The following is a 25094-nucleotide window of genomic DNA, read 5'->3' as shown; positions in this document are numbered from 1 at the left end:
AGCTCTATTTATTAAATAACAATGTAAACTTTGTTCCTTTATGAAGTGTGCTGGTAAAACCCACTGTTCCTTTCATTAATGTTGCATACCTCAATACAATATTTAGTCCTAATCCTGTACCAGGAATGTTGCCTGTATTATTTGCTCTGAAAAAAGGTTGAAAAAGACCCTTTTGATCTGATTCAGGTATCCCTATGCCATTATCATTAATAGTTACGATGCATGATTCATCAGTAATTTCAGTATTAAACTCAATAAATGTATGCTCACCTGAATACTTAATAGCATTTGATATTAAGTTGATCATGCAGTTCTTGAGTAAGTTTTGATCAAGGGAAACCATACTATTTAAACCGGTATGCTGGTAAATAATATTTTGATCCTCCTTGGCTATCATTTGCATTTCTTCTGTTATTTCTTCAGCTAGCTTAACAAGGTCAAACGATTTAAAAGAAGGTTCAACATTACCTGCCTCAAGACGTTCAAGAGAGAGAAAGTCATTCAAAATAGTAGTTAAATTTCCTACCGCATTTTTAATTTTACTTACATGTTTCCTTATATTCTCGTTATCATATGGGGTGGCATATTTATCGATAAGAACAGAAGATAGTTGAATGGAGCTTAAAGGGGTTCTAAATTCATGAGATGCCATAGAAACGAATCTACTTTTCATCTGATTTAGTTCTTTTTCCTTTTCTAAAGATGTACTAACTTCTTCTTTTGCCATACTCAAAGCAAGAACCAGCTCTTTTAATGAACTTGTCCGCTCATCTACTAAGTTTTCAAGCTCAGCTGCGTACTCTTTTAAGCGTTGCTCAGCTTCTTTCTCTTTTGATAAATCATGAATAAATCCGGTGTAAATGGTTCTATGATCGTAATGTACTTCACTTACTGCCAAACGAAATGGAAATGTCGTTCCGTCCTTGCGTAGTCCTCTAACCTCTCTCCCTTTTCCGATAATCCGTTTTTCACCGGTACTTTGATAACGATGAAGATATCCATCATGACCACTTTTATCAGGTTCCGGCATCAGCATAGAGATATTTCGACCTATAACTTCCTCTGCAGAATAGCCAAAAAGTTTTAATGCTGCAGGATTAAGACTTTCTACTACCCCTCTGTTATCAATAGTAAGAATTCCATCAATTGCAGTTTCAATAATTGCTTTGAGTAACTTAACTCCATCCATAGTTTTACTTTGTTCAAATGTAATAAAAACACGATTAGGCTCGATATAACCTAAATCACTACAAACAGTGACCATCGTCATATTTTACAAATGCTAATATAATTCTCTTTGCTAAATAAAACAGTTACTCATGCTACACACTTTCCACATTCCTGTTCTTGGATTAGGTTATTCAATTGATACCCCTTTAAAAGTTGCAAAATACGGTATATCTTCTGTCATCTCCATTGTTGACGACGAACTTACGGAACGAATGAGAAAGTATCATGCACAACTAAATAACGAGCCCTATCATTTTATTGCTAAGAACTCTCCGGATAGCCGGTCAATGAGAATTACAGCTTATTTGAATCTATTAAATAAATTAATAAACAAACAAATTGATGAACTTAAGACTCTGGATTTTGAAGAAGGTAATGATTTAAACAAGTACTTTGAGCTACTGCCTGAAACCTCTGCATTAAAATTAAAATTCAGATTAATGCAAGAATTAACCCTGGGTCATCGAAGACAGGAACTTGAGATCGAACTAAAAGATAGCATTGTAGCTGGTAAAATCGATGTAAACATAATGTCGAAAGTAGATAAGGCAAATTATCATGATGGAATATATCTGGGAGATGAAAATACCGACGCATTAGCGGCATTGCGAGGTTTCGCAAAAAGCACACTTAACTCAGCTGTAACCATTTCGGCAGGTTTAAACCAGAGATTATACGGCTACATGGAAATCTTTATCGACTTTTTCCCTAATGATAAAGGTGAATTTCCAAAACAAATAATACTAAAAGTGAGCGATTACCGGTCTGCAATTATTCAGGCTAAAGTATTAGCTAAGAAGGGACTTTGGGTATCCGAATTCAGAATTGAATCAGGATTGAATTGCGGTGGCCATGCTTTTGCCACTGACGGGCTACTTATGGGGCCGATACTCCAGGAATTTAAAGAGAAAAGGTCAGAGTTATATACTGAACTGTTTAAAATATGCTCAGACATATATCGGACGAAGGAAATAAATATTGATTCTGACTGGAAGCCAGAACAAAGAGTTACCTACCAGGGAGGAATAGGTACAGCAGATGAACATCAATATCTAATTAATTATTACCAACTTGATGCCGCAGGCTGGGGAAGTCCATTCCTATTAGTGCCCGAAGCAACAAATGTAGATGAACAAACATTAAATGACCTTAGCAGCTCCACTGAAAATGACTTCTATCTTAGTAACTCCTCTCCTCTAGGGGTTCCATTTAACAATTTCAGAAAAAGCACTGCAGAATTACAAAGACTGGAAAGAATTGCTAAGAAACGCCCAGGAAGTCCTTGCACTAAAAAATACCTATGCAGCAATACAGAATTTACTATAGAGCCTATATGTACAGCATCACGACAGTATCAAAATCTTAAATTAGAGCAACTAAAGACTTTAAATCTCCAACCAGACGACCTAAAGAACAAAACAGATTTGATTACCGAAAAAGTCTGTCTATGCGAAGGTCTGTGTTCTTCTGCCTATCTAAAAACGGACATACTTAAACAAAGGGAAAATAAGGCTGTAAGTATCTGTCCTGGGCCAAATATTGCTTATTTCTCCAAACAATACACCTTGAATGAAATGGTAGGTCATATATATGGTCGAAATGATTTGCTGAAAGGTATTGATAGACCCAATGTATTTATTAAAGAACTTGGACTTTATGTTAGTTATCTTAAAAAGGAAATAGAAACATTTATTTCTGATTTGAATTTACAGCCTGGGGATTCAAATTCACAAATGGATAAATCAAGTTTAAAGAAAAGTCAATATCTCACTAAATTTTGTACTCAACTTATTGAGGGAATTAACTACTATCATGACATAATAGATAAATCTGATTTAAAGCGGTTAATTTGGAATAATGATCAGGTAAATAAACTTAATAGAATGGCAGTTAATCTTAATCTATTAAAGTTTTAATGAGCAAAATCGCTGAAGAGTTAGCTATAATATACCTAGTCCTTCAGTGATTTCATATAATGTACTTAAACTGAAACAATAGGTTCCACTTAACCATTTATTTATTGTAGATCTGTCTTTACCCATTATTGCTGCAAACTCAGCTACGGATATATTACGCAAGTCTAATACGTTCCTAATAGCTACTGCTAATCTAATAGAACGTAGTTGTTCTTTATAATCTTCTAAATCTATATTCTCATTCAAAAAACGAGACTTGATATGTCTACGATGATTTTTCATAGGAGTATTTGTATGATTATATACAGTTCAGTTATAGTACCAAACTATAATAAATGGCAAAAAGTGCCCCTTACAAGCTAAGAGTAGCGATACTCAATTTATTGAAATTATTTTGTGAAGATTTATGAGGAATGGGAGCGACTAATTGTGAAAATAATTACCATACTAAGCACTTTATCAGGCTGCAGGTGTACTTGAACTTCCAGATAAAAAGAAATACAATTCTATTCCGTTGTCTACAATAACTTGCTGCAACTCAGTTCCGTTTGCTTTTGTATATTCCCTACATAACTGAAGCCCGAGGCCTGTACTTATATCATTCCCATTTGTTATAGAATTGCTCTCGTCTCCCTTTTCAATAGCAATTTTTGCTTCGGCAATATTTAAAACTACGTTATGAACCGCAACCCTTAATCCTTTCGCTTGACGGACAAGATTTATAGAAATTTTATTATCTTCAGGAGAAAACTTTACTGCATTATCTAGCAAGTTTCTTAAAACAAGTTTTACTTGATTTTCATCTGCATACACCATGTTTTCGCCTATTGCATTAAGCTCTAGTTTAATATTCTTTGAGTGTGCTATTGGCTCATACACCAACATTAAGACCTCTGATAGCTTTTTAAGATCAAACTCTGTAAATTGGACGCTTACTTGTTTCATTTGATCTTTAGCCCAAAACAATAGATTATCTAGCGTAAGCCTCATTTGATCTATGTTTTTACGATTCGCATTAAGTAACATATCAAGCTCTTCATAGCTCAGCATTCCCATATCCTTTAATGAGAATATGCTTTGTAAGCTATTAAAGGGAGTTCTTAAATCATGTGCTATAATGGAGAACAACTTATCTTTCACTCTATTCGAGGATTCAAGTTCAACTATTGTTTCACTTAATTTTAATGTCCGTTCCTCTACAACGTGTTCCAATCGTTGATTGTGGGTTTGTATAAGCTGCATAATTTTCTCTCTCGCTTTACGTTCACTACCAATTAACATACTATAACGATCCCCCAAAGCAAAAGCTAACAACAACATTTCTATCGTAGTCGTAATAGGGAAAATCTCAAAAGTATAATCTCTTACTTCTAATATCCCTCTTAAATTCAAGTTTACTAAAATGACCCCTCCAACCCTAAAAAACCAGGCAAGCATATAAAATTTAGCAGGCCTATGTCCATATTTCCATGATGCAATCCCAGCAATACCCAGTCCTATTGAAATAAAAATTGTTGTATACTGAATCATTGAAGCTGCAAAGCTTTTGTAGCCAAGCAGACTCACAAACATCAAAGCTACTCCAAGTCCCATCATTATGTAGTATACAGGCTTAATTCGAGGAATCAATACTTGTAAATTCAGAAACTTCCATGAAAACAAGATACCTGCCATTGACGATATCGCTAAAAACACATGGGGATACTTATTTAAAATCGACCTAAAATCATATCCAATGAGATACCCATACCCCCTTAAGTACAGTACAAGATATACAAAACCAGCAAGCAGGTACAAGCCATAAAAGAGATACATTTTCTCATGCAAACTGATATACAAAAAGATGTTAAATAGGAATAAAGTTATTAGAACTCCAATGTAAATGGATTCGAGATGTTCTTTCCATGAAGAACCTGCTATATAAGTTTGATGCGTTACTACCTTGATAGGCAACAACATAAAGTTATTTGTTTTTACCCGTAGGTAAATCTCTTTAATATCATTTGCAATGACTGGCTCAGGGAGTGAAAAGATAAAGTTATTATTTGCAATTACTCCCTCTGTTTTAACGCTAAGACTACCGGAGTGTATTAATTTAGCACTGCCGTTACTGTCAATAATGTAATAGTCAACTACCTCCAAATTAGGAGCATCGACCACAACAAAACCACCAGAACCTGTATTGTCTTGATAAACTAATCTTATCCAAAATGTAGACTTGGTGTTACCAAAATTAAGGACATCTTTTTGAGATGGAAGGAATTTACCATCAATGTATAAATCTTTTACCTCTTTAAGAGTTAGATTATTTGTTGGATCCTCGTAATATAATATTTGTTTACCGATATTAGTATAATCCTGTTTTCCAAGCCGGATGGTATCTTCTCTAGCTATGGAACATAAGGAAAATGACAACAACAGTATTAGACTGAAAAATCTCATCTAGGGATGGCTATACGCCGATAAATTATTTCACCATAAGATATAAAAGATAACTCACATTTCAAATAAATAACTGTAATTATGATCGTGAATCATAACAAACAGCATTTAAAAAATCAATGCAACTTTAATTTTGAGATTTCAACCCAGAAATACCTGTTGTCTGATCTTCTTCTTTACTCTTCGCTTTCTTTCCTTTTTTCTTTTTGTTATCACCATTAAGGCGTTCTTCCTGTAATTTATCGAACTCAGTGATCTGATCGCCCTTTAGAATATTCTTGATGTTATCATTTGTTTCATTTTGAAACTTGTAAAATTTTGTAACATCATCTTCTTTAGAAGTTCCAGCCTGTTGCTTTTTTACAAGGTCAAGTTGTTGACGATACATATCAAACAAGTAATTATAGATTACGCTTTTCTGAGTTGGACTCAGCACCACACGCTCATTTAATTCATCAATATTCTTAACAGTTAATTCTTGAGCTGTTGGTATCTTCTTTTGTGCACTTGCAAAAGTATTAAGGCCAATCACAAATAATACTAGTAAAATATATGTTTTCATCAATTTAATTTTCTAATTGCGCAATTTAAAGATTTTTATCATAATCATGTTTGTACTTAGGCTTATATATTTCGAAATATTGCAAAAAGTCATGGAGCCACAGAATAAAAAACGAAAAGAGCCTCTATTATGATAAAGGCTCTTTTCGTTTTCTAAATTATACTCTTATAATGGAGCAACATAAATTATTACTCCATTTATTTTATCTGATTCATTACGCCAAAGATTTACAATACACTTGAGCAAGTGCCCCTTGTTATAGAAATCGTAAGTTCCGACACAATTGCTTATTGTTCCTTTAGAAAATCTATCCTTTAAGATTTCAAGACCTGAACCCGCTTCAGTAAAAAGATCAAAGAAGTTTAAACCCGCTGGATCTCCTTCATGAAGATCAAATTCTGTCATCCATTGTTCAGAAGCTAACAGATAATTCATATCTACATCAAACATTGCAACAGGCATAGGAAATTGGGCTATAAAAATTCTGTTTCGTTCATAAATATCTTCAACAAAAGTTCGTTTCCCAATTTTTTCTCCTTTACTTCTCTTGTATCTGTTATAACACAAAGTATAATTTGCGGGATTAGAAAACCCCAACATAAATGCCATTTGTTTCTTACTGCATCCTGTTCTACTTATGTACTGCTCTGCAAACTCCATTTGTAATCGTCTGTAATAGAGATATGGGCTGGTTTGGTAAGTTGCTTTAAAATCGCGCATGAGTTTTGAAACAGAAATATTATGCTGAATCGACAGCTGTTCTACTGTTGGAAATCCTGTAAGGATTACTGTGCCAAGGTAATCAGCAATCTGATGGCTTTTATTAGCCGTTAGATCATGTCCTGAACCAGACTCGGGATTATTACGGAATTTATCACCTAAAGTATTATCTCCCTGAATCCGCGATAAATCCTTGTTATAAATATTAGCAAAAAAACCTATTACGTTCCCATTCTCAATATCAGGATAATATATTATTGTAACTGGACATTTTTCACCTGTGATCGTTTTTATTTCGGATTGATATTTTTGCAACTGACCATCAAGGACTTTGTTTACATAAGGCAGGTGATGCTCATGGTAACTACCATTTAACAAAACTCTTAGACTTACAATGCCTAACAATTCTTCTGGGGTTTTTGCCCACCATTTAAAAAACTCCTTGTTTGCAAAACGGCATATTAAATCGATGTCCCAATAAGACCATAAACTAATCTCGGCACAAGACTGCATAATGGAAAACTCATTAAAATTTGATCCCATATAAATTTGCTTTTATCTTTTCACATATTTCTTAGGTAGATATATAGATATATTAAAAGCAGAGTAATTCTTCATACAATTTCTCCCCAGGTCGTAATCCGGTGAAGCAAATTTTAATATTAGCATAAAGCGCAAACCCAACTAACTTGATCATATTTATAGCCAAATTCAAAATCTTAATTGGTTCTCCCATATCGGGAATAAAAATCTCACCCTCTTTCCTCATTGCAGATACCTCTAGCACTAATTGTACTGCTTCAGGAATCGTCATAAAACATCTTGTAATGCCTGAATCTGTTACTGTAATGAACCCTCATATTTCAATTTACGCCCTAAATCGTAGAATAACCACCCCATTTAACCCCAGTGCATTCCCGAATCTTCTTGTAATAAATCGTGTTCTGTAAACTAAGTCAGTTTGACTGATATGAATTTACATACTAATTATAATCAATGAATCATACTTTAATTAGTTGTCCAGTATATTGTAAATTTTTCACAGTTATTTGCGCATACTTGTGAAATACTTTGCACAATGAAGGGGTGGAAAATTTCTTTAGACCTGGAATTCTTAGGTAGTAACTACTTCACAAAAAAAAGAACATTAATTAATCACGATTGTTATAAAGATTGAATCAAGAGCTAAATCATGAAAACAATCATCATTGCCACTGATTTCTCTGCCTCTGCATTAAATGCGGCCAGATATGCAGCTTCTTTAAGTAAACAGCTTAGCGTGAAGCAAATTATACTATACCATTCGTACGAACTACCTATTGCTACAGAAATCCCCTTCCCTGAGTATCAGGATAGCCACATTTTACATGAGAAAAGTACCAACTCTCTTATCAATCTAAAACTAGCAATTGCAGACTCGTGCTCAGAAGATGCCATAATAACTATTCTCACCAACGATACACCCACAGCAACAGGTTTAGATTTGCTTGGTAAGCAATATCCCGAATCACTCGTAGTTATAGGAGTAACCGGCAAAAGCCGAGGATTAACAGCCTTAATTGGTAGTAACACCATAAGCATTGTTAAACATTCAAGAACACCCGTGTTAGTTGTACCTAATGAATCAAGCTATAAAATAATAAAAAATGTAGTGTTGAGTTGTGATCTAAAAGATGTAACTCAATGCAGTCCTGTTCTTACCATAAAGGAATTTGTTCATTCCTTAAATGCAAAGCTTTTGCTTTTAAATGTTGATCACAACGAATCACAACACTTTAACCCCGACATCATAACCGAGCAATACCATTTACATGCGCTGTGGGATAACGAAGCACCGGAGTACCATTACACAGATAATAAAGATGTTGCGTTCGGCATCATGGAATTTGCGAAGGAACATCAATCTGGAATTGTAATTATAATTGCAAAAACTTATGGTTTCTTCGAAGGTCTATTTCATAAAAGCATAACAAGAAAACTGGCCTTAAACACTCAGTTACCTTTATTAATTCTAAAAGAAGCTCAGAATTAATTAGACTTCTATTCCATTGATATCTGTAGTCAATACCTCACTCATATAATCGAAAAATGGTCGCATATTCGTGAAAGTTTTAACAGCTTCTTCAAAGAAGAATTCACTTAAAACTTCCTCATCAGTAAAATGTCTTACCAGTAAAAACTGCTTATACCTCAACAAATCAATATTCTCGTGATCTGACCTGAAGCCTTTAGGAGTGGTTTTCAGTTGCTCTCCTTTCAGCGATTTGAAAGTTGCAACAAATAAATCACTAGTTAGTATTTCCCTTAAAGGTGTGGCGTCAAAAGCGATATGCTCTCTTACTTGCTTTAAATCCAGTGCAGAAGGCCCCCAAAATCCGCCAGCAATAAAACTGTTGCCTTGCTCAATATGATAATAATATCCGCCTCTGCGATATTTCGTTGCACGCCTAAAGCTACCACTCCAATACGTTTTGTAAGGTGTTTTATCCTTAGAAAACCGTGTATCTCTATAAATACGATACACACTATTCTTACCTGATGGAGTTTCAATTACATCATCGATATTAAGTTCTTTTAATAAAGCTTCTGCAAAATCCTCAATAAGACCTTGTTCTTTTTGAAACTCTTCTTTGCACAAGCTAAACCACTCTCTATTGTTGTTTTCTTTTACTTGATTTAAGAACTCAAAACTTGAATTATATATCTGAGGTTTTTTAAGGAGCTTTGCCATTTGACAAAGTTAATTTTAATATCCGAAATTAAATTTCATACAAACATATACAAAGCAAAAATCGACCGATTACTATTTTTTCTTAGGCTCAATAATGGCTCTATAACCAGTTTCAAGAACTTCTCTAAGTAATTCTATACTATAACTGTTAACATATAGGCAGATGTAAGGATACTCTTTGTAATGAGGTATAATAAAACAGGTTTCAGGATACTTTTCTAAAAACATTTCTCGACTTTTGAAATCAGTACGTACTGCAAGCCATTCACCATTTTCATGAAGCCTACAAAGTAGGTTTTTCTTAATCTTTATTGAAGGCGTATCGTAATGCGATAGACTATCTGAAGAATCTGGGAATTGCAAAGCAATTTGTCTTACAGGTTCAAAATCCGCAGGGTTGAAATTAATAGCCTTCATATATATAAAGATAATAGAAGTAATAATCTTCTTATTACCTTTATTGCAAAGGTCTAAAAAGATAATTACATAGCTTCATTTATGCTAAAAGAATCCCTAAAAAAACTCTTAACCAGAGATCTGAACAAGGTTAAGCTCGAAATTGAACAATATCAGAATGACAAAAATATTTGGCGCGTCGAAAACTCTGTATCAAATTCTGCCGGTAATTTATGTCTGCATCTTGTCGGAAATCTGAAAACATTTATTGGTAAAGAGCTTGGTAAAACTGATTATATCCGAAATAGAGAGCTAGAATTTTCCTTGAAAGATGTTCCTAAAAGCGAGTTAGTAAAACAGCTTGAAGAAACCATTGAAGTAGTTAATTACACAATTGATCAATTAACTGAAGAGGATCTTGAAAAAGATTATCCCGAAGTAAAGGTATTAGAAGATGATAGATCCGTAAAATACATGCTTATCTATTTAAGTTCTCATTTGGCGTATCATTTGGGCCAGATCAACTATCATAGACGCTTATTGGATATTTAGCGTTTTGAACTCCTAATACTGAACAAATTGAATAAACACCTGAACTTGAATAATTATTAAATTAGTTCTAGTGCTTTTTAAAGCATTTAGGCGTAACCTGAAAAGCCTTTAATGAGTAAGGAGATTATTTTATTGAAAACAAATATGAAAAAGTTAGAACTAAACAATCTAGGTGTTCAAGAAATGAACTCGGTTGAAATGACAAAAACTGAAGGTGGAGGTATATTATGGAGTTCTTTAGGCGCTTTACTAGGTAATGTTGGTGCAACAGTTAACTCAGTTCTTGGTGATACTTCTCAGTTTCTATCTAAGCAACTAGCCACTGTTTTTAGTTTAATCCGTACTCTATAGGGGGAGTTTGATAGTTGAAGGGCCGGACGATTAAATGTGCAAACATTGAGTTGTCCGGTCTTTTTTTGTCTTGAATATTTAACGACTTATTTCTTCTACCCTTCTATTGTGAACTTCTGTTAAGTTTAACCACATTTCATCTAAGAAAAAAAGCAATAGCAACTCTGTGCTGACCGGTATTTGGCTTTAGCCCAGCTAGTATTACAAAAGGACTTATATAGGAGAAGGAGTCTTAAAAGACTTTCATAGGACTAATGGTCCTTTAAGACTCCTTTGAGAGTCAATTCTCAGTTCAATTTTAATGTTTTAAAAGCTTTAAGGGCCTCTTTCTGATCCTGAATAGACAAATCTCGTCCTTCAAGACTAAAGCTCAATGGGCTCTTAAGAGATTTGATATATAGTCCTGTTTCTCCATCATTCCCTTCCTTTGGCCACGCCATCTTAACAATATAGTTTGCGTTTGTATCAATACTAGAATCCACTTTACTAATTTTACTAGGGATAGTAATCGGAACATTTAAAATATCACCTCTATATTTAACTTCAGCTATATATTGAGCTTTACCAAATTTCAATTTCTCCTCTTCATTAGTAGAATGGATTTTTACAACCTGTACAGAGTCAACGATTTTTTTATCACAGTACTGACAATCATTCAGCCATTTTTTACTATCTAAATACTCCCTTTCAGTTTCCGGGCCAAAAGAAGTATTACCAATATCACTATAATCAAATAGCAAACTTGTTTTACCTGTTGAAATTTCACCGACGAATGAAAAATCATCATTCTGTTTTATATACTGCCAACTCTCTGGAATGGAAACACTAAACTTCTTCAAGTCTAATGACTTATACTTGTTTCCTGAACAAGAAAATAATAAAGAAGCGGAAAGAAAAAATAATAGTCTAAATTTCATATTCATTGTAATTGCTGAAAATAGTACTTTAAAAATTATTTTTCTAATGTATTTTTAAGCTGCTAAGTGTTACCATGGATTAATTCGTTATTAAATTGTAAGGTTTAACGAATAAATACCCTTGTAAATAAATCATTTTCAGGCACTGCGTCAATTACCATAGGTTCCACTTTGGCTGTAATTGCTTTGATTTTCAAGTATCTGAAAAACAGGAAGTAGTGACTTAATAATCCTAACCGACCTGTCATTATTTCTTTTTTACTGAAATTTTTTCAGTAAAAACCATAGAAATCATGCACTTTGATTGAAAAACTGACGTTTGGCATGAGACTTGAAAAACACCTATTAGTTAAATTGTTATAAAATTAATTAACGATTATGGGATTAGCAGGATATTATATAATAGCAGGAATCATGTTTGTAATCGGGCTTATTGTAAGTAACCGATTGAAGAGCAAATTTGCGGAATATAGCCAGGTAGGTTTACGTAATGGTCTAAGTGGTAGGGAAATTGCAGAAAAAATGCTCCAAGACAACGGAATATATGATGTAAGAGTCATCTCAACTCCAGGTCACTTGAGCGACCACTACAATCCTCAAGATAGAACCGTAAACCTTAGTGAAGATGTTTATTATGGAAGAAGCGTTTCTGCAGCTGCTGTAGCAGCGCATGAATGTGGTCATGCAGTACAGCATGCAACAGCATATAGTATGTTAAAATTCAGAAGTGCAATAGTTCCACTGGTAAATATCAGTTCCCAACTGTCACAATGGATTATACTTATCGGATTAGGTTTTATGTTCGGAGCGGCCAATCCTACTGTATTGCTGGTGGGAATTATATTATTTGCAGTTACAACTGTTTTCACTGTCATTACACTACCAGTTGAGTACGATGCAAGTAACCGTGCTTTGCGCTGGCTTGAAAACAAAAATATGACTACAGCCGCCGAACATGACCAAGCTGCTGATGCTCTAAAATGGGCCGCCAGAACTTATGTTGTTGCGGCAATCAGTTCAGTAGCTACACTATTGTACTATATATTACTTTTCGTAAACAGTAGGGATAGAAATTAATCTTTAAAAAATAATTTCTATTCACCTGTTGCTTTTTATCATTCGTCTTCGTTCTAAGGGTAATAACGTTAATGGCCATTAACAAAATGCATTTTAACTTACAAAACCTTAAAAATGAAAACAACAAAAAACTACCTATCTCCAGTTGCTAAAACTTTAGTATTCGCCCTAACGTTAACAAGTATCTTCAGTTCATGTAAAAAGGACAAGGACAATCCAACCCCAACTCCTAAGCCAGCAAGTTTATCTATAATCCATGCAGCACCTGAATCTCCTGAACTTTCTTTCTTTGTGGATAAAGTAAAAAAGAACACAAAAGCTTTAACATACAATACTGTAATCGATTATCAATCGATCAATTCAGGTAAACGCGAACTAAGCGTAACAAAAAAAGATGTTACAGATATTCTTGTTAAGTCAGAACTAACATTAGCACCTGATAAATCATATTCTGCATTCGTTGCCGACAAAACAGGTAATGCACTTGTAGTTGTTCTTGATGATCTTAGTGCACCGTCTGCCGATAAAGCAAAAATCCGTTTCATCAATTTAAGCCCTGATGCAGGTAGCATTGACCTTGCTATTACCGGAAAAGCTGAAGTTCTTTTAGCTAAAAAAGCATTTAAAGAAGCTAGTGATTTCGCTAACACCACTGAAGTTGGTGCTGAGATCAATTTCGAGATCAGAGAGAACGGCAAAACAACCGTACTTGCTACACTCCCAAAAGTTAAAATTGAAAAAGGGAAAATATACACCATCTATGCAAAAGGCCTTAAAGCTGCTACAAATGACACTAAGCTTGGCTTAACAGTTCTTACCAATAAATAACCACAAATATTTTATGGGGTTGCTGTGACCTGTTTGGTTGCAACAACCCTATTTATACCTTCTGTTTTTAAAACATTAGAAATGCGGACAATGGTTATATGCTAATCCTGTAAGAGTGCTAAGAAAACTCCCTAAGCTTAAAGAAATCATTGCAGGCGTTGCTAATCAAAAAGATACGTCGAAGGAAGTTATGTATAAAACCTATTACGGGTATCTGATGGCAGTAGTTATGCGCTACATCAATAACAGAAGTGATTCCGAAGAGCTAGTAAACGATACTTTTATCAAAATTTTCAATCACATTACACAATTTCAGCTTTTAGAATCCGCCATTGATCCTGAGAAAACATTTAGGGGTTGGATAGCAAAGATTGCTTCACGTAACTGCATAGATTACCTCAGAAAAAAGAAAACTATAAACGGGGATTTCGATGATGTAGAAGAAGAAAAACACCCACAGATTTACAGTCGTGCCCTCGATCAGCTTTACGTGGAGGATATCTTAAAATTACTGAATACACTTCCCGAATCGCAAAGGATAATATTTAACATGTTCGAAATTGAAGGTTTCTCTCATGAGGAAATTTCAAAATCACTAAACATACCAGAAAACATCTGTAGAGTATACTTGGGAAGAGCTAAACAGAAATTAAGAAAACTTTATAATGAATCTTTAATAGTTGAGGATGGAACATACGGATAAAGGGCTAGAGGTTATTAAATCACTTTTACAAAATAACGAAGAAGCTTACAGAGAAGGTTCATGGGAATCATTTTCTAAACAGAAGCCAACTAAAAATAGAACAGTTGGCTGGTTTTGGATTTCTGGAATTGCAGCCTCACTCCTTTTTATTGGATTATTTTTTTTGTGGAGTGATAATCCTCAACCCAAACAAGCTCAACTGGCAGAGATAAAAATAAAACCGATTCAACAGAAAGCCATAGGGGAAACGCCTTTATTAAAGCCCAGTAAAGTTAAAGAAAAGCAATTTGGTAAATCACTTGTTACGAGTATTCGTAACGAACAAGATAAACCTGAGCCAACACCTCAAAATACAATAATAGTTCAAACAACACCCAAACAAGAGCGTGGTGATACAGATCGTCCAAAAAGAAAGGAGAATAAAACCGCATATCCTTTTTATCCACAACCAGAAAACAACAATAAAAAACATACAAAAGCTGAAGATAATTGGATGCTCGGAATGGCAATGGCAACAGACTTCAGTAATTCAAAGAAAATAGGTCTTGCAGTCGAAGCAGTGATAGGGTACGCGCTTAATCCCAAAATTACAATAATGCTCGGTGCGGGCTATCGCCAAACATCCACTTTTAAAGAAAACGATGGGCAAACTTTAAGTGCATCAAATGAAAAACAGTTGGAATCAGCAACAGTTCGACTAACCGGAATTGAAGTTCCACTGGCATTACGATATAACGTAAATAAACGTTTATATGCTAAAGTTGGCGTTTCTGCCTTTGCAACAATAAAACAAAGTGGAGAGTTAACCTATCTTAGCTCAGTTTCGCATATAGAAAGCATCGTAGATCCAAATGGAGAAGTGTATGATAAAACCGTCATTAGTGAAGTAAGGTCAGTAATAGATCTTGAAAACGAAAATAGAGATAAAGGAAACTACAAAAGCTTCATCAATGTTTCTTTCGGATATAAGTATCCCCTGTTAAAAAATAAAACGATTACATTAGAGCCTTTCATTAAGTTACCTCTGCAAAGTTCTAAAATAGAAAACGTTAAGCTTTCATCTGCAGGCTTGAGACTTGGTGTTGATTTTTAAAGCTTTAGAGCGTATATTCTTCAAAACAAATGTTAAATTGCATCCTATAAATCATTTATTATGGAGGCTGTAGATATCAATAACGAAATTTCCTTACTTACTTAACTGCCGAAATTATCAATGCTGCGTATTCTAGTGTAGCCTCACCCTCTTTATTTTTAGCTTTAAACAATTCTGATACCTCAGTCTTAATTTTCGCTATTGTAATTTTATCAACGCCACCCAAGGCAGCAACAATCGGCGCACCAATATCTAACATAATCTCCCAATAACGATCAAAACTCTGATAATCGACTTTACCCCTTACCTCTTGGGTTAAGATACTCCTAAAGCCTACCTTTTTTAAAAGATTGCCAATTAAATCCGGCTCCGCACAACGAAACATACCAGGAGCGCCCGGTTCTGGAGAAGGAAGTGCAACATGCTTTTGAATAACACTCATAATTGTGGTAATCCAATCATTCTGCTGAGGGCCATCCCAAACGGATGTCGAAAGTTTACCATCTGATTTCAAGACCCTATACATCTGTCTTGCCGCTAGCATCATATCTGGAAAAAACATAAATCCCATACGACAACTAATGGCATCAAAAGTATCTTCTTCAAAAGGTAGTTCACACGCATCAGTAGTTAGAATCTCATAATTACTTAGACCCTTCATTTCAGCATTCTCGGCAGCAATAGTTAACATCTCTTCTGCAAGATCAGTTCCGATTACCATCCCATTTGGTATTAAACCCGCTATGGTAAGTCCGGGCTCCCCCGTCCCTGCTGCAACATCCAAAACCTGGTCATGATCCTTTAAGTCAAGATTCTTAATGATAGCATCCCCCATAGGTTTCAAGAAATTCATAGTAAACTCATCCCATTTTTTCCATCCGGGAGAAAATTTGTTCCACGTCATCCTTTGCTGCTCGCGGATCTCTTCTACTAGTGTTCCCATACAAATAAATTATTACTGTACAGTTAGTTAACCGTTCAATAAAGCTACCTAAATAATTTAGTCAACGCAATAAAAAGCCATTATCGACGATGATTTATCACAGCTTGTGATAAGTCTTAACCAAATTATTATCTTATATCAATTACACTCTAAATAAACAGTTGAATTAGCGCATCAATTAGTGCTAATTACAGAAAACGCAGAAAATTAACATTAACTTAATCCTGTAAAAGTAGATTTACATTCATATGAACAGTTCAAGAAGAAGTTTTATCAGGAATACAGGTCTGGTGAGTTTAGGTTTTATTGGTCTAAACAATTTTGCAGCCAATGCAGCGATTGATTTATTTTCAATCGAGGATACAGGAATTGGTTTTGGTCCACTCCATTATCAACAAGGTGATACGCTTAGCCTTCCAAAAGGTTTCAGCTCCAGAATAATTTCCCGTAAGGGAGACCTGATGAAAGATGGACTATTGGTGCCTGGAATGTATGATGGGATGGGATCATTTTCATCAACGGGAAACAAAATCATTTTAATCAGGAACCATGAAAACACGCCAGGTGCAGATGTATTGGGCCCTTTTGGAAAAAACAATGAGCTAATTCATAAAATCAATAAAAGCAAGATCTACGATTTTGGAAATGGTAAAGATACCTGTGTAGGCGGAACAACCACACTTGTTTACAATGAAAAAACACAAAAAGTAGAGTCACAATATTTAAGTTTAATTGGTACAGTAAGAAACTGCGCAGGTGGTATTACTCCTTGGAAATCCTGGATCACCTGCGAGGAAAGTAGTCAGAAAATAAGTGATGGTTTGGAAAAAGACCATGGTTTTAATTTCGAAGTCCCGGCCACTGAGAAAATCGGGATCGCCGATCCCCACCCAATTAAAGCGATGGGACGATTCACACACGAAGCCGTTGCTGTTCAACCTAAAACTGGAATTGTCTACCAAACTGAAGATGAAGGAGACAGTCTTTTCTACAGATATTTGCCTAATACCTATGGTAAATTACACAATGGTGGAAAACTGCAATGTCTTGCCATCAAAGAATGGAAAAGTGCCGATACACGTAACTATTCAAATTTAACAACCGACAAGTTTCCCGAAAAGAAATCTTTTGAAGTAGAATGGATAGATCTTGCTGATGTGGAAGCTCCTGATAGTGATTTGAGATTAAGAGGATTTAAACTAGGCGCCGCCAGATTCTCCAGAGGGGAAGGCATTTGGTATGGAAAAGACGAACTGTTTTTTGCCTGTACTGATGGTGGTAATAATAGAAACGGTCAAATATTCAAATATATACCAAGTATACACGAAGGACAACCGGCGGAAAAAGATGCTCCTGGAAAACTAGAACTCTTTATTGAACCGAACAATATTGAAACCTTTCAGAATTGCGACAACCTAACAATAGCACCTTGGGGAGATGTTATCATTTGTGAGGATAAAAAAGACGCAAGGATAATTGGTATTACACCTCAGGGAAAGACCTATGTAATTGCAAAAAACATCGGATATCGCAATTCTGAGTTTGCAGGGCCAGTGTTTTCACCTTCGGGAAATACTTTATTTATTAATATTCAAAACCCAGGACTAACACTTGCCATCACCGGCCCGTGGAAAAACATTAACATTTAAGACTCTAAGTTCCCCTCCAGCATTTTAATCAGCGCCTTTGCTGTAGGTCTTGCTGAGAGGGGATTCTGCCCGGTAATCAATGCTCCATCAATCACCACATGACTCATAAATGGAATCAAGGATGAACGAACTCTAGCACCCAATTCTTTTAACCTTGTTTCCAGCATGTAAGGGATATTATTCCCTCTGCGAACCATCATTTCTTCCATATTGGTAAAAACTGATATATTTTTCCCAGCTAAAAAACCAGGTTGCAATTCGGCCGCTTTAATCAAAGCTGCCGGACTATGACAAACTGCTCCAATAGGCTTACCGGAATTGTAAAATTTAAGGATCAACAGGCCGCTATCTTCATCAGTTGCCAGATCCCAGATAGGCCCATAACCTCCCGGATAAAACACCGCATCATAATCAGTGGCATTAATACCCCTCAACATTTTGGTACTGTTGAAAGCCTTCTTCGCAATTCCATCCTCATAAAACCTACGGTTAGCCTCAGATCTATTTTCAACAAGTTCACTTAAAGGGTCAATTGGCGGTCGCCCCCCAAGGGGACTAGCCAATGTCACCTGGTAATCCGCATCAATAAACTCATAATATGGGTCTGTAAATCCACTCAACCATACCCCCGTTTTGCTGTCGGTGTGCTCCATCTCCTCATGAGAAGTAAGCACAATTAAAATCCGCCTTTCCATTTTAATCCTGTTTTACACCGTAATCCTTTGCTTATAAAGAACATTTCACAAGAGTAAATGTTTAAGTTTTTAATGATCACTATTCTTTCATCCAAGAGTGAGAAGGGAGAATAGTGCATCGAGATAGAGTCCTAATTTTAAAAATCGTTTCTGTAAAACACACCTAAAAAGAGCTCTAAATTCGGTATATTTAAATGATTTTTAGTCTGTTGCAAGAAACCAACCTTAATACCGACCTTATGAAAACAATACTGCTGTTTTTTGTACTCTGCTTCTTTTTTTCTGGTGGTGAGAAATATATACAAGGACCTTCAAATCTATTAGACTATAGCAAAACAATTGTAGCAACATGTGGTTCTTTGTCGCCCTCAGAAAATATTGGCCCAAGCGATAACGGTAAATTTATGATACTCCTGCCGAACTGGGGAGACTATTCCTACCAAATATCAACGACTAGCGACAGCGCTCAGGTTTATTTTAATCAGGGGCTAACGATGTATTATAGCTACCACATGAAGGAAGCTTTGGCTTCCTTTAAAGAAGCAGCAAGGTTTGATCCCAATTGTGCTATGGCCTATTGGGGGCAGGCATTGGCTACGGGCCCATCCTATAATTCTGCCCATCTTTACGTCATTCCTAAAAACATATCAGAAGTTTTAAAACTGATGAATGCAGGTAAGGCATCTGCAAAAGAGCGCGACCTGCTGAAAGTAATGAATCTTCGGTATCCATCATCAGATGTCGATACTGTTAAAAAGGATCTGAATACGAAATATGCACAAGGGATGAAAGCCCTCATTTCTATATACCCAGGAGATGCAGACATTAAAGCGCTATTTATTGACGCAGTGATGCTCATCCATCCATGGGAATTCTGGAACAATGATGGATCAGCAAAACAATGGACGCCCGAAGTAGTAGATTTATGTGAAAACGTACTGAAGGAAAACCCAAAACATCCTGGTGCCATACACTATTATGTACATTTAACCGAAGCTTCACGTAAACCTGGGCGTGCCCTGCCTAATGCACAACTGCTAAAAAATCTTTTTCCGGGCGTGGCCCACATGGTTCACATGTCCAGTCATGTTTACCAAAGAAACGGTCTGTATGTGTTGGGTGTAGAGGCAAATGACAGGGCCGATGCGAATCTTATGCACTATGATTCACTCGCCAAACATCTTTCACTTAACAAACATTCGTCGCATTATTTTGCAGTACAGGCTTTTTGCGGCCTCACAGGTGGAATGTATACTAAAGGAATACAAGATGCCATTAGGTGCAGAAGAAGTGTTGAGCCAAGTTATGAGGATACTTATGCCCAATATTTATACATGATGCCAACACTTACCCTCGTAAGGCTTGGTAAATGGGATGAGCTATTAAGGGATACTGTTCAACTAAATGCAAGCTGGATGTACGCAGGAATACTAGATAATTTTGCCAAAGGACTGGCATATGTGTATACAGGTAAGCCGGATTTGGCAAGCGAACAGCTTGTTCAGTTGCGCAATAAAATAACAGATCCGATTTTAAAAAGGAGACGCATTCCTTTTAATACCACATTACAGGGAGCAAAAATTGCCGAAAACATCCTAAATGCAGTTATTTTATTCGATAAGAAAAAGAATGCTGCCGGCATTAAAAGCCTCAACAAAGCAATAAAAATAGAAGACGAAATGATTTACGCTGAGCCAATGGATTGGCCACTTCCTGCAAGACAATTTTTAGGAGCCTACCTTTTAAAGCTAAACAAACCGAAAAATGCAGCGCAGGTTTACAAAATGGATCTTGAATTGAACCCTGGAAACGGCTGGTCTTTACTTGGGCTATATCAAAGTTTAAACGCCCTGCATAAAGCTGACGAGATAGTTGAATATAAAGCTGCTTACCTTAAGGCATTCTCTGATGCAGAGAATATTCCACCAGCCTCTGTTTATAGTAGATAAGAACAATCTTAAAATATTTTTTCGGCAGCATCTTCTCCGGTATTTATTGCACCTTCCATGAACCCTTGCCAATCAGCCAAATGTTCGCCTGCAAAATGTGTATGTATAAATGTCTCTTTTAATATAGGCATAACCCTAAACCATTGTCCCGGTTTATAGAGTGCATACGCTCCTTTTGTATAATCATTATTGCTCCAATTAAAATTGGCCTGGTTTTCAATTAAGGGCCTAATATCTCCAAAGTGAGGTTTTAATGTCCGTCCTATTTCTGCAGCATTCCACATATTGCTTTGGTTTGCAACCACGTCTGCCTTATCGCCAATGCTGTATGAAATAAGCACGCCTTTAGCAGAAGGTTGACCTTTTGTGGCATGATAAAAATAGTGCGGAAGCTGGTCAGTAATCAGATCGAAACTTTCATCCTTCCAAAATCTTTTACTAAATAACATTGCGTGCTTGTTAATTCTGGCATACTGAAGTTCATTCAACGCTAATACCTTCTCGTCAGGTAACGCCGGCTGCCAATGAATTTTCTTGATGGCGAAAGTAGGTAACGAACAGATAATTTTATCAGCCTCGAAGAATTTTCCATTTTGACAATAGATTTTTACTTTATCATTTTCCTGTACAATCTTGTCTACTTTATGATCTAATAAGATATTTTCCTTTCCAATGGCTTCAGACAACCTGGTTGCCAACATTCCATTGCCCCCTATTATCTTTTTGTCCATCTCATTTTTTTCGCTACTTTCTGCATATTCCGCTAATGCAGAAAAGGCGGAAACATGTCGTATACTCTCACCAAAATCTGTACTGTCTAGAAGTTCCTTGATCTCAAGATCTCTCCCCTCGCAACCATTGTTTACAAGGTAATGCCACCAGTCGTATTTGTCCAACAACTCTTTATCCGCTTGAGAAAAATCTTTGAATCCTTCTTTAAGTGACTTGAATTTCTGAATCCATTCGTCGCTGAAATTCCATTTATCCTTAGTAAAGTATTTTCCTTTATAAATTAGATGGGTATCCATCTGATTATTTAAAAGTTTTAAATTGAATTCGCTGCATAATTCCTGAATTCGGGTGTGAGATTTCCCGACCCACTCCCCACCAAGTTCCACGGTTAGATTATCAGTCATGCGGTGAGAAAATACCCTTCCACCAATTCTATGTTGACTTTCCAGAATGGTAAATTCAATCCCTTTCTGCTTTAATTTATAGGCCGCCGCCAATCCCGAGAATCCAGCGCCGATGATAATAACTTTAGGCTTTCTACCAATATTAACTGTAAAGAAAGTAGACGGAGATACAAGTAAACCGGCAGTAGCTATACCACTTTGCTTGATAAAGGTTCTTCTTGAGGTCATAATTTAGATTACATATAATAAAAATAAGAAATTTACTTAACTAAATAAAATGCGCTAACCTTGGGTAACATAAAAAGTAAAAAACCTATCTTGAGTTAATTTTTAAAACCACTAACCAAATATCTTTCAATCGCTCTCATGAAAAATGTCTTATTGCTGTTGCTCCTGTATTTTTGCACAACTTTAATGTCTTATGCCCAAAATAATGCTTCCATAAAGGGAACAATTATCGACTCCGCCACCAAATCACCCCTTGGCCTTTCTACTGTAGCCGTCGTAAATGCTAAGGATACCTCACTAGTGTCATATACTGTAACAAAAGATGACGGGACATTTCAACTCTCGCGCCTGCCAACAACAAGATCATTAAAACTTATCGTATCCTATGTAGGGTACGAATCTCACAAGCAAATGATTGATTTAAAGCCAGGCTTACTCGACCTTGGACTCCTTAAATTAACCGGCAGAAGCCTTGGCGAAATTGTCATCACAGGAGAACGATCGCCGGTAGTAATGAAAAAGGATACCATTGAGTTCAATGCAGAAGCCTTCAAAACCCGACCAAATGCTTTGGTTGAAGAACTGCTACGGCTGTTACCCGGTGTTCAGGTAAATGAAGGTGGTGAGGTATTGGTTAACGGGAAAGGCACCAGCAGGATACTAATTGATGGTAAGGAGTTCTTCGGCACCAACCAACTCATTGCCCTAAGAAATCTAGACGCCGAGATGATTGAAAAGATTCAGGTATATCTCGACAGGGAAAATGACCCGGACCGTAAGATGAACGAGATCAATTTGCAAAACGTCATTAACCTGAAATTAAAAAGCGCCGTTAAAAAGAGTACTATAGGTAAGTTTATGGGCGGAATCGGTTCAAGAGAACGATATGAAGCAAGCGGAATTATAAGCAGTTTTAGGGATACACTACAGTTTAGTTTAATGGGAGCCGCCAATAATTTAAACAGTACCGGCTTTAGTCAGAACGATCTGCAAAGCATGGGCGGATTCAACCGATCAGGGAGTGATCAGGTAGATTATGGCAACTTCGGAGGGCGACAGTCAGGTGGCTTGGTCAACGTAAAATCGGGCGGAATAAACATCAACAACGACTATGGCAAAAAGCTAAAACTTAACCTTGCCTACTTTTATGGAAATACGATTAACACCAATGAAACGAAAAACTTAAATGAACAGTCTCTGGTAAACACTGTAATCACCTCACTCCTAACCGATCAGGCCAAACGCAATGCTACAACCCATTCATTAGGTGGCCTGGTAGAATGGAAACCAGACACTACCGAGAGCATTAGATACCGTCCGGCACTTACCTTTTCTCCCGAACGGTACAGGTATTCCAGTTTTGTGAAACAATCCAACTCCCAAATTCCGGCGCTGAGTGAAACTGATGGACGAAACCGAAGCACCACCAGCAGAGATGCCTTTTCGCACGATTTCACCTATTACAAGAGATTAAAAAAAGGAAGGTCTCTTACGGTTAACAATCAGTTAAATTTAAACGTTGGTAGTACCGAAACCTACAACTACAATCAGCTTACTTCTTTTTCTTCTGAGCTCGAATCGTCGCTATTCGATCGTTACATCACAAATAGCAGTAAAACCAAAGGGACTGCCTTATCTATTCTTTACAACCTTCCGCTGAGCAAAAAATTGACCGCTGAGCTATTCACCAACAGCAGGTATTATTATTGGGCCGAACCTCTTTTTACCTTTGATGTAAATAGTACATCAGGAAATTACGATCAGTTCCGTCCTGAACAAAGCAACGATTTTGAGCGCACAGGCTTTTTTCAAAACTTTAAACCCCTACTCAATTATCAGATTACTACTCAGCTAAGGCTCAGAGTGGCACTCGATTTGGAAATTCAGGACGTGAATAACAAATTCAATACTTCAGTTAACGACATCAGACAACGCGCTACTGTCCTCTTTCCATCGTTTTCTATAGATTACAGTGGGTTTTCGATGAGCTATGGCGAATGGATTGATTTTCCATCCATCTACAATATGCAACCGCTTACTCGCGAACTCTCTACACAATATACTTTTGTAGGAAACCCGCAGTTAATGCCTAGCAGGCAACGGAATTTGAGGGCAAATTATTACAAGTACATTACATCACGGCTTTTGAGTATCAGTGGATATGCCAGTTCAATGTTTTCAGACAATAACTTTGTTCAAAAAGCAATAATTGATCATAAAGGTTTTACCACTGCCACCGTGGTAAATAAAGATGGTGGGAAATGGATAGACGGCGGTGGCTCAATCGGCAAGCAGTTTAAAAAATCACAACACTGGCAAATAGGTATCCGAACAGGACTATCAGGTGCTTACAGTAGCCGAATTGTTTTCTTAAACAACGACGAGGCTAAACAGCGTTTCCGTACGTTTTCGATAACCCAGGATTTCAATATCAATTACAAATCGGTTGCCATGATCAATTTCGGTTACACCTACCAAAGGTCGTTGGTCGATTATATGAATCAGAATTTCAATAAAGTCTTAAATTATTCTCACCGCCTTGGCAGTTCCGGGACGTTCAGGCTTCCTAAGCGAATTGTAATTGATGCAAAGTATGGGTTTATGTATAACCCTCAAATTGCTCAGGGTTTTCCAAAAAGCTCACATATCGTCAACCTAGCCTTGTCTTTACTTACACATAAAAAAGACCGCGGCCAGTTAAAGCTATCTGTTTATGACTTGCTGAACCAAAATATTTCGGTAAACAGGTATGGGAATTTGAACGCGCTGATTACTAAAGAACAGCTTATACTTAGGCGATATGTTATGCTAAATTATCAATACCGATTTAGCATCTTTAAAACTAAGAATTAGATGGAGCGGTAAAACACTCTTGCCTTAATCTCTTCTTAATAAAACCTAGATTCTTTAATCTAAAAATAATGCTGGGCCTACATCCTGTTAATTTGCTTTGAATAAAATTGCTTTCAAATTAAT

The 25094-nt window shown here is 36.3% G+C and carries 24 protein-coding genes; 11 read left to right on the top strand and 13 right to left on the bottom strand.

The window, feature by feature from the left end:
* Positions 1 to 4: 4 nt before the first annotated feature.
* A complete protein-coding gene (locus J1905_RS05505) occupies positions 5 to 1189 on the bottom strand; it encodes a PAS domain-containing sensor histidine kinase (protein WP_214226839.1) in 1185 nt (394 codons plus the stop codon).
* Between the two features lie 130 nt (positions 1190 to 1319).
* Between J1905_RS05505 and J1905_RS05500 the strand changes: the two genes are divergently transcribed.
* Positions 1320 to 3146 carry a hypothetical protein gene (locus J1905_RS05500; RefSeq protein WP_214226227.1) on the top strand — a complete coding sequence of 609 codons (1827 nt, stop codon included), beginning with the start codon at positions 1320 to 1322 and terminating at the stop codon, positions 3144 to 3146.
* Positions 3147 to 3170: 24 nt separating this feature from the next.
* On the opposite strand, the gene J1905_RS05495 is transcribed toward J1905_RS05500, so the two are convergent.
* From J1905_RS05495 to J1905_RS05475, 5 genes are all read right to left on the bottom strand, one after another.
* On the bottom strand, positions 3171 to 3428 hold the full coding sequence (locus J1905_RS05495) for a helix-turn-helix domain-containing protein (RefSeq protein ID WP_214226226.1): 258 nt from the start codon (positions 3426 to 3428) through the stop codon (positions 3171 to 3173).
* A 177-nt stretch (positions 3429 to 3605) separates the two neighbouring features.
* Positions 3606 to 5588 carry a sensor histidine kinase gene (locus tag J1905_RS05490; protein ID WP_214226225.1) on the bottom strand — a complete coding sequence of 661 codons (1983 nt, stop codon included), beginning with the start codon at positions 5586 to 5588 and terminating at the stop codon, positions 3606 to 3608.
* A gap of 127 nt (positions 5589 to 5715) precedes the next feature.
* The gene (locus J1905_RS05485; protein WP_214226224.1) at positions 5716 to 6150 is read right to left on the bottom strand and encodes a hypothetical protein; all 435 of its coding nucleotides are present in this window, start codon (positions 6148 to 6150) and stop codon (positions 5716 to 5718) included.
* 165 nt (positions 6151 to 6315) lie between these two features.
* The gene (locus tag J1905_RS05480; RefSeq protein ID WP_214226223.1) at positions 6316 to 7413 is read right to left on the bottom strand and encodes a helix-turn-helix domain-containing protein; all 1098 of its coding nucleotides are present in this window, start codon (positions 7411 to 7413) and stop codon (positions 6316 to 6318) included.
* A gap of 52 nt (positions 7414 to 7465) precedes the next feature.
* Entirely contained in the window at positions 7466 to 7720 is a 255-nt protein-coding gene (locus J1905_RS05475) for a polysaccharide biosynthesis protein (RefSeq protein WP_350027972.1), read from the bottom strand.
* Positions 7721 to 8062: 342 nt separating this feature from the next.
* On the opposite strand from J1905_RS05475, the gene J1905_RS05470 reads away from it, so the two are divergent.
* The gene (locus J1905_RS05470; protein WP_214226222.1) at positions 8063 to 8902 is read left to right on the top strand and encodes a universal stress protein; all 840 of its coding nucleotides are present in this window, start codon (positions 8063 to 8065) and stop codon (positions 8900 to 8902) included.
* On the opposite strand, the gene J1905_RS05465 is transcribed toward J1905_RS05470, so the two are convergent.
* Entirely contained in the window at positions 8903 to 9601 is a 699-nt protein-coding gene (locus tag J1905_RS05465) for a DUF2461 domain-containing protein (protein ID WP_214226221.1), read from the bottom strand. It abuts the gene before it with no gap.
* A 72-nt stretch (positions 9602 to 9673) separates the two neighbouring features.
* Positions 9674 to 10018: an MmcQ/YjbR family DNA-binding protein gene (locus J1905_RS05460; protein ID WP_214226220.1), complete on the bottom strand. Its 345-nt coding sequence runs from the start codon at positions 10016 to 10018 to the stop codon at positions 9674 to 9676.
* Between the two features lie 81 nt (positions 10019 to 10099).
* Between J1905_RS05460 and J1905_RS05455 the strand changes: the two genes are divergently transcribed.
* Both J1905_RS05455 and J1905_RS05450 read left to right on the top strand, forming a co-directional pair.
* The gene (locus tag J1905_RS05455) at positions 10100 to 10549 is read left to right on the top strand and encodes a DinB family protein (RefSeq protein ID WP_214226219.1); all 450 of its coding nucleotides are present in this window, start codon (positions 10100 to 10102) and stop codon (positions 10547 to 10549) included.
* Between the two features lie 144 nt (positions 10550 to 10693).
* On the top strand, positions 10694 to 10900 hold the full coding sequence (locus J1905_RS05450) for a hypothetical protein (protein ID WP_173087632.1): 207 nt from the start codon (positions 10694 to 10696) through the stop codon (positions 10898 to 10900).
* A 287-nt stretch (positions 10901 to 11187) separates the two neighbouring features.
* Here J1905_RS05450 and J1905_RS05445 read toward each other — a convergent pair whose 3' ends face one another.
* Positions 11188 to 11817: a hypothetical protein gene (locus J1905_RS05445; RefSeq protein ID WP_214226218.1), complete on the bottom strand. Its 630-nt coding sequence runs from the start codon at positions 11815 to 11817 to the stop codon at positions 11188 to 11190.
* A gap of 104 nt (positions 11818 to 11921) precedes the next feature.
* Complete coding sequence (locus J1905_RS05440) at positions 11922 to 12065, bottom strand: hypothetical protein (RefSeq protein ID WP_214226217.1); 144 nt, start codon at positions 12063 to 12065, stop codon at positions 11922 to 11924.
* Between the two features lie 130 nt (positions 12066 to 12195).
* Between J1905_RS05440 and J1905_RS05435 the strand changes: the two genes are divergently transcribed.
* From J1905_RS05435 to J1905_RS05420, 4 genes are all read left to right on the top strand, one after another.
* Positions 12196 to 12894, top strand: a complete 699-nt coding sequence (locus tag J1905_RS05435) for a zinc metallopeptidase (protein WP_214226216.1) — start codon at positions 12196 to 12198, stop codon at positions 12892 to 12894.
* Positions 12895 to 13008: 114 nt separating this feature from the next.
* Positions 13009 to 13722, top strand: a complete 714-nt coding sequence (locus J1905_RS05430) for a DUF4397 domain-containing protein (RefSeq protein WP_214226215.1) — start codon at positions 13009 to 13011, stop codon at positions 13720 to 13722.
* Positions 13723 to 13837: 115 nt separating this feature from the next.
* Entirely contained in the window at positions 13838 to 14425 is a 588-nt protein-coding gene (locus J1905_RS05425; RefSeq protein WP_214226214.1) for an RNA polymerase sigma factor, read from the top strand.
* A complete protein-coding gene (locus J1905_RS05420) occupies positions 14409 to 15518 on the top strand; it encodes an outer membrane beta-barrel protein (protein WP_214226213.1) in 1110 nt (369 codons plus the stop codon). The genes J1905_RS05425 and J1905_RS05420 overlap by 17 nt, the downstream gene beginning before the upstream one ends.
* Before the next feature lie 97 nt (positions 15519 to 15615).
* Here J1905_RS05420 and J1905_RS05415 read toward each other — a convergent pair whose 3' ends face one another.
* A complete protein-coding gene (locus J1905_RS05415; protein ID WP_214226212.1) occupies positions 15616 to 16461 on the bottom strand; it encodes a class I SAM-dependent methyltransferase in 846 nt (281 codons plus the stop codon).
* Positions 16462 to 16709: 248 nt separating this feature from the next.
* On the opposite strand from J1905_RS05415, the gene J1905_RS05410 reads away from it, so the two are divergent.
* On the top strand, positions 16710 to 18110 hold the full coding sequence (locus J1905_RS05410) for an alkaline phosphatase PhoX (protein ID WP_214226211.1): 1401 nt from the start codon (positions 16710 to 16712) through the stop codon (positions 18108 to 18110).
* On the opposite strand, the gene J1905_RS05405 is transcribed toward J1905_RS05410, so the two are convergent.
* Positions 18107 to 18805 carry a type 1 glutamine amidotransferase domain-containing protein gene (locus tag J1905_RS05405; RefSeq protein ID WP_214226210.1) on the bottom strand — a complete coding sequence of 233 codons (699 nt, stop codon included), beginning with the start codon at positions 18803 to 18805 and terminating at the stop codon, positions 18107 to 18109. The two genes, J1905_RS05410 and J1905_RS05405, sit on opposite strands and share 4 nt — an antisense overlap.
* Positions 18806 to 19044: 239 nt before the next feature.
* Between J1905_RS05405 and J1905_RS05400 the strand changes: the two genes are divergently transcribed.
* Positions 19045 to 20754 (top strand): hypothetical protein, encoded by a 1710-nt coding sequence (locus J1905_RS05400; protein WP_214226209.1) that lies wholly within the window; start codon positions 19045 to 19047, stop codon positions 20752 to 20754.
* Between the two features lie 8 nt (positions 20755 to 20762).
* On the opposite strand, the gene J1905_RS05395 is transcribed toward J1905_RS05400, so the two are convergent.
* The gene (locus J1905_RS05395; protein WP_214226208.1) at positions 20763 to 22118 is read right to left on the bottom strand and encodes a flavin monoamine oxidase family protein; all 1356 of its coding nucleotides are present in this window, start codon (positions 22116 to 22118) and stop codon (positions 20763 to 20765) included.
* 138 nt (positions 22119 to 22256) lie between these two features.
* Here J1905_RS05395 and J1905_RS05390 point away from each other — a divergent pair, with 138 nt between their 5' ends.
* Positions 22257 to 24971: a TonB-dependent receptor gene (locus J1905_RS05390; RefSeq protein ID WP_214226207.1), complete on the top strand. Its 2715-nt coding sequence runs from the start codon at positions 22257 to 22259 to the stop codon at positions 24969 to 24971.
* Positions 24972 to 25094 lie beyond the last annotated feature (123 nt).

It is taken from the genome of Pedobacter sp. B4-66 (assembly GCF_018492665.1).
Classification (GTDB): domain Bacteria; phylum Bacteroidota; class Bacteroidia; order Sphingobacteriales; family Sphingobacteriaceae; genus Pedobacter.
This window is presented reverse-complemented; position numbering and strand designations above follow the sequence as displayed.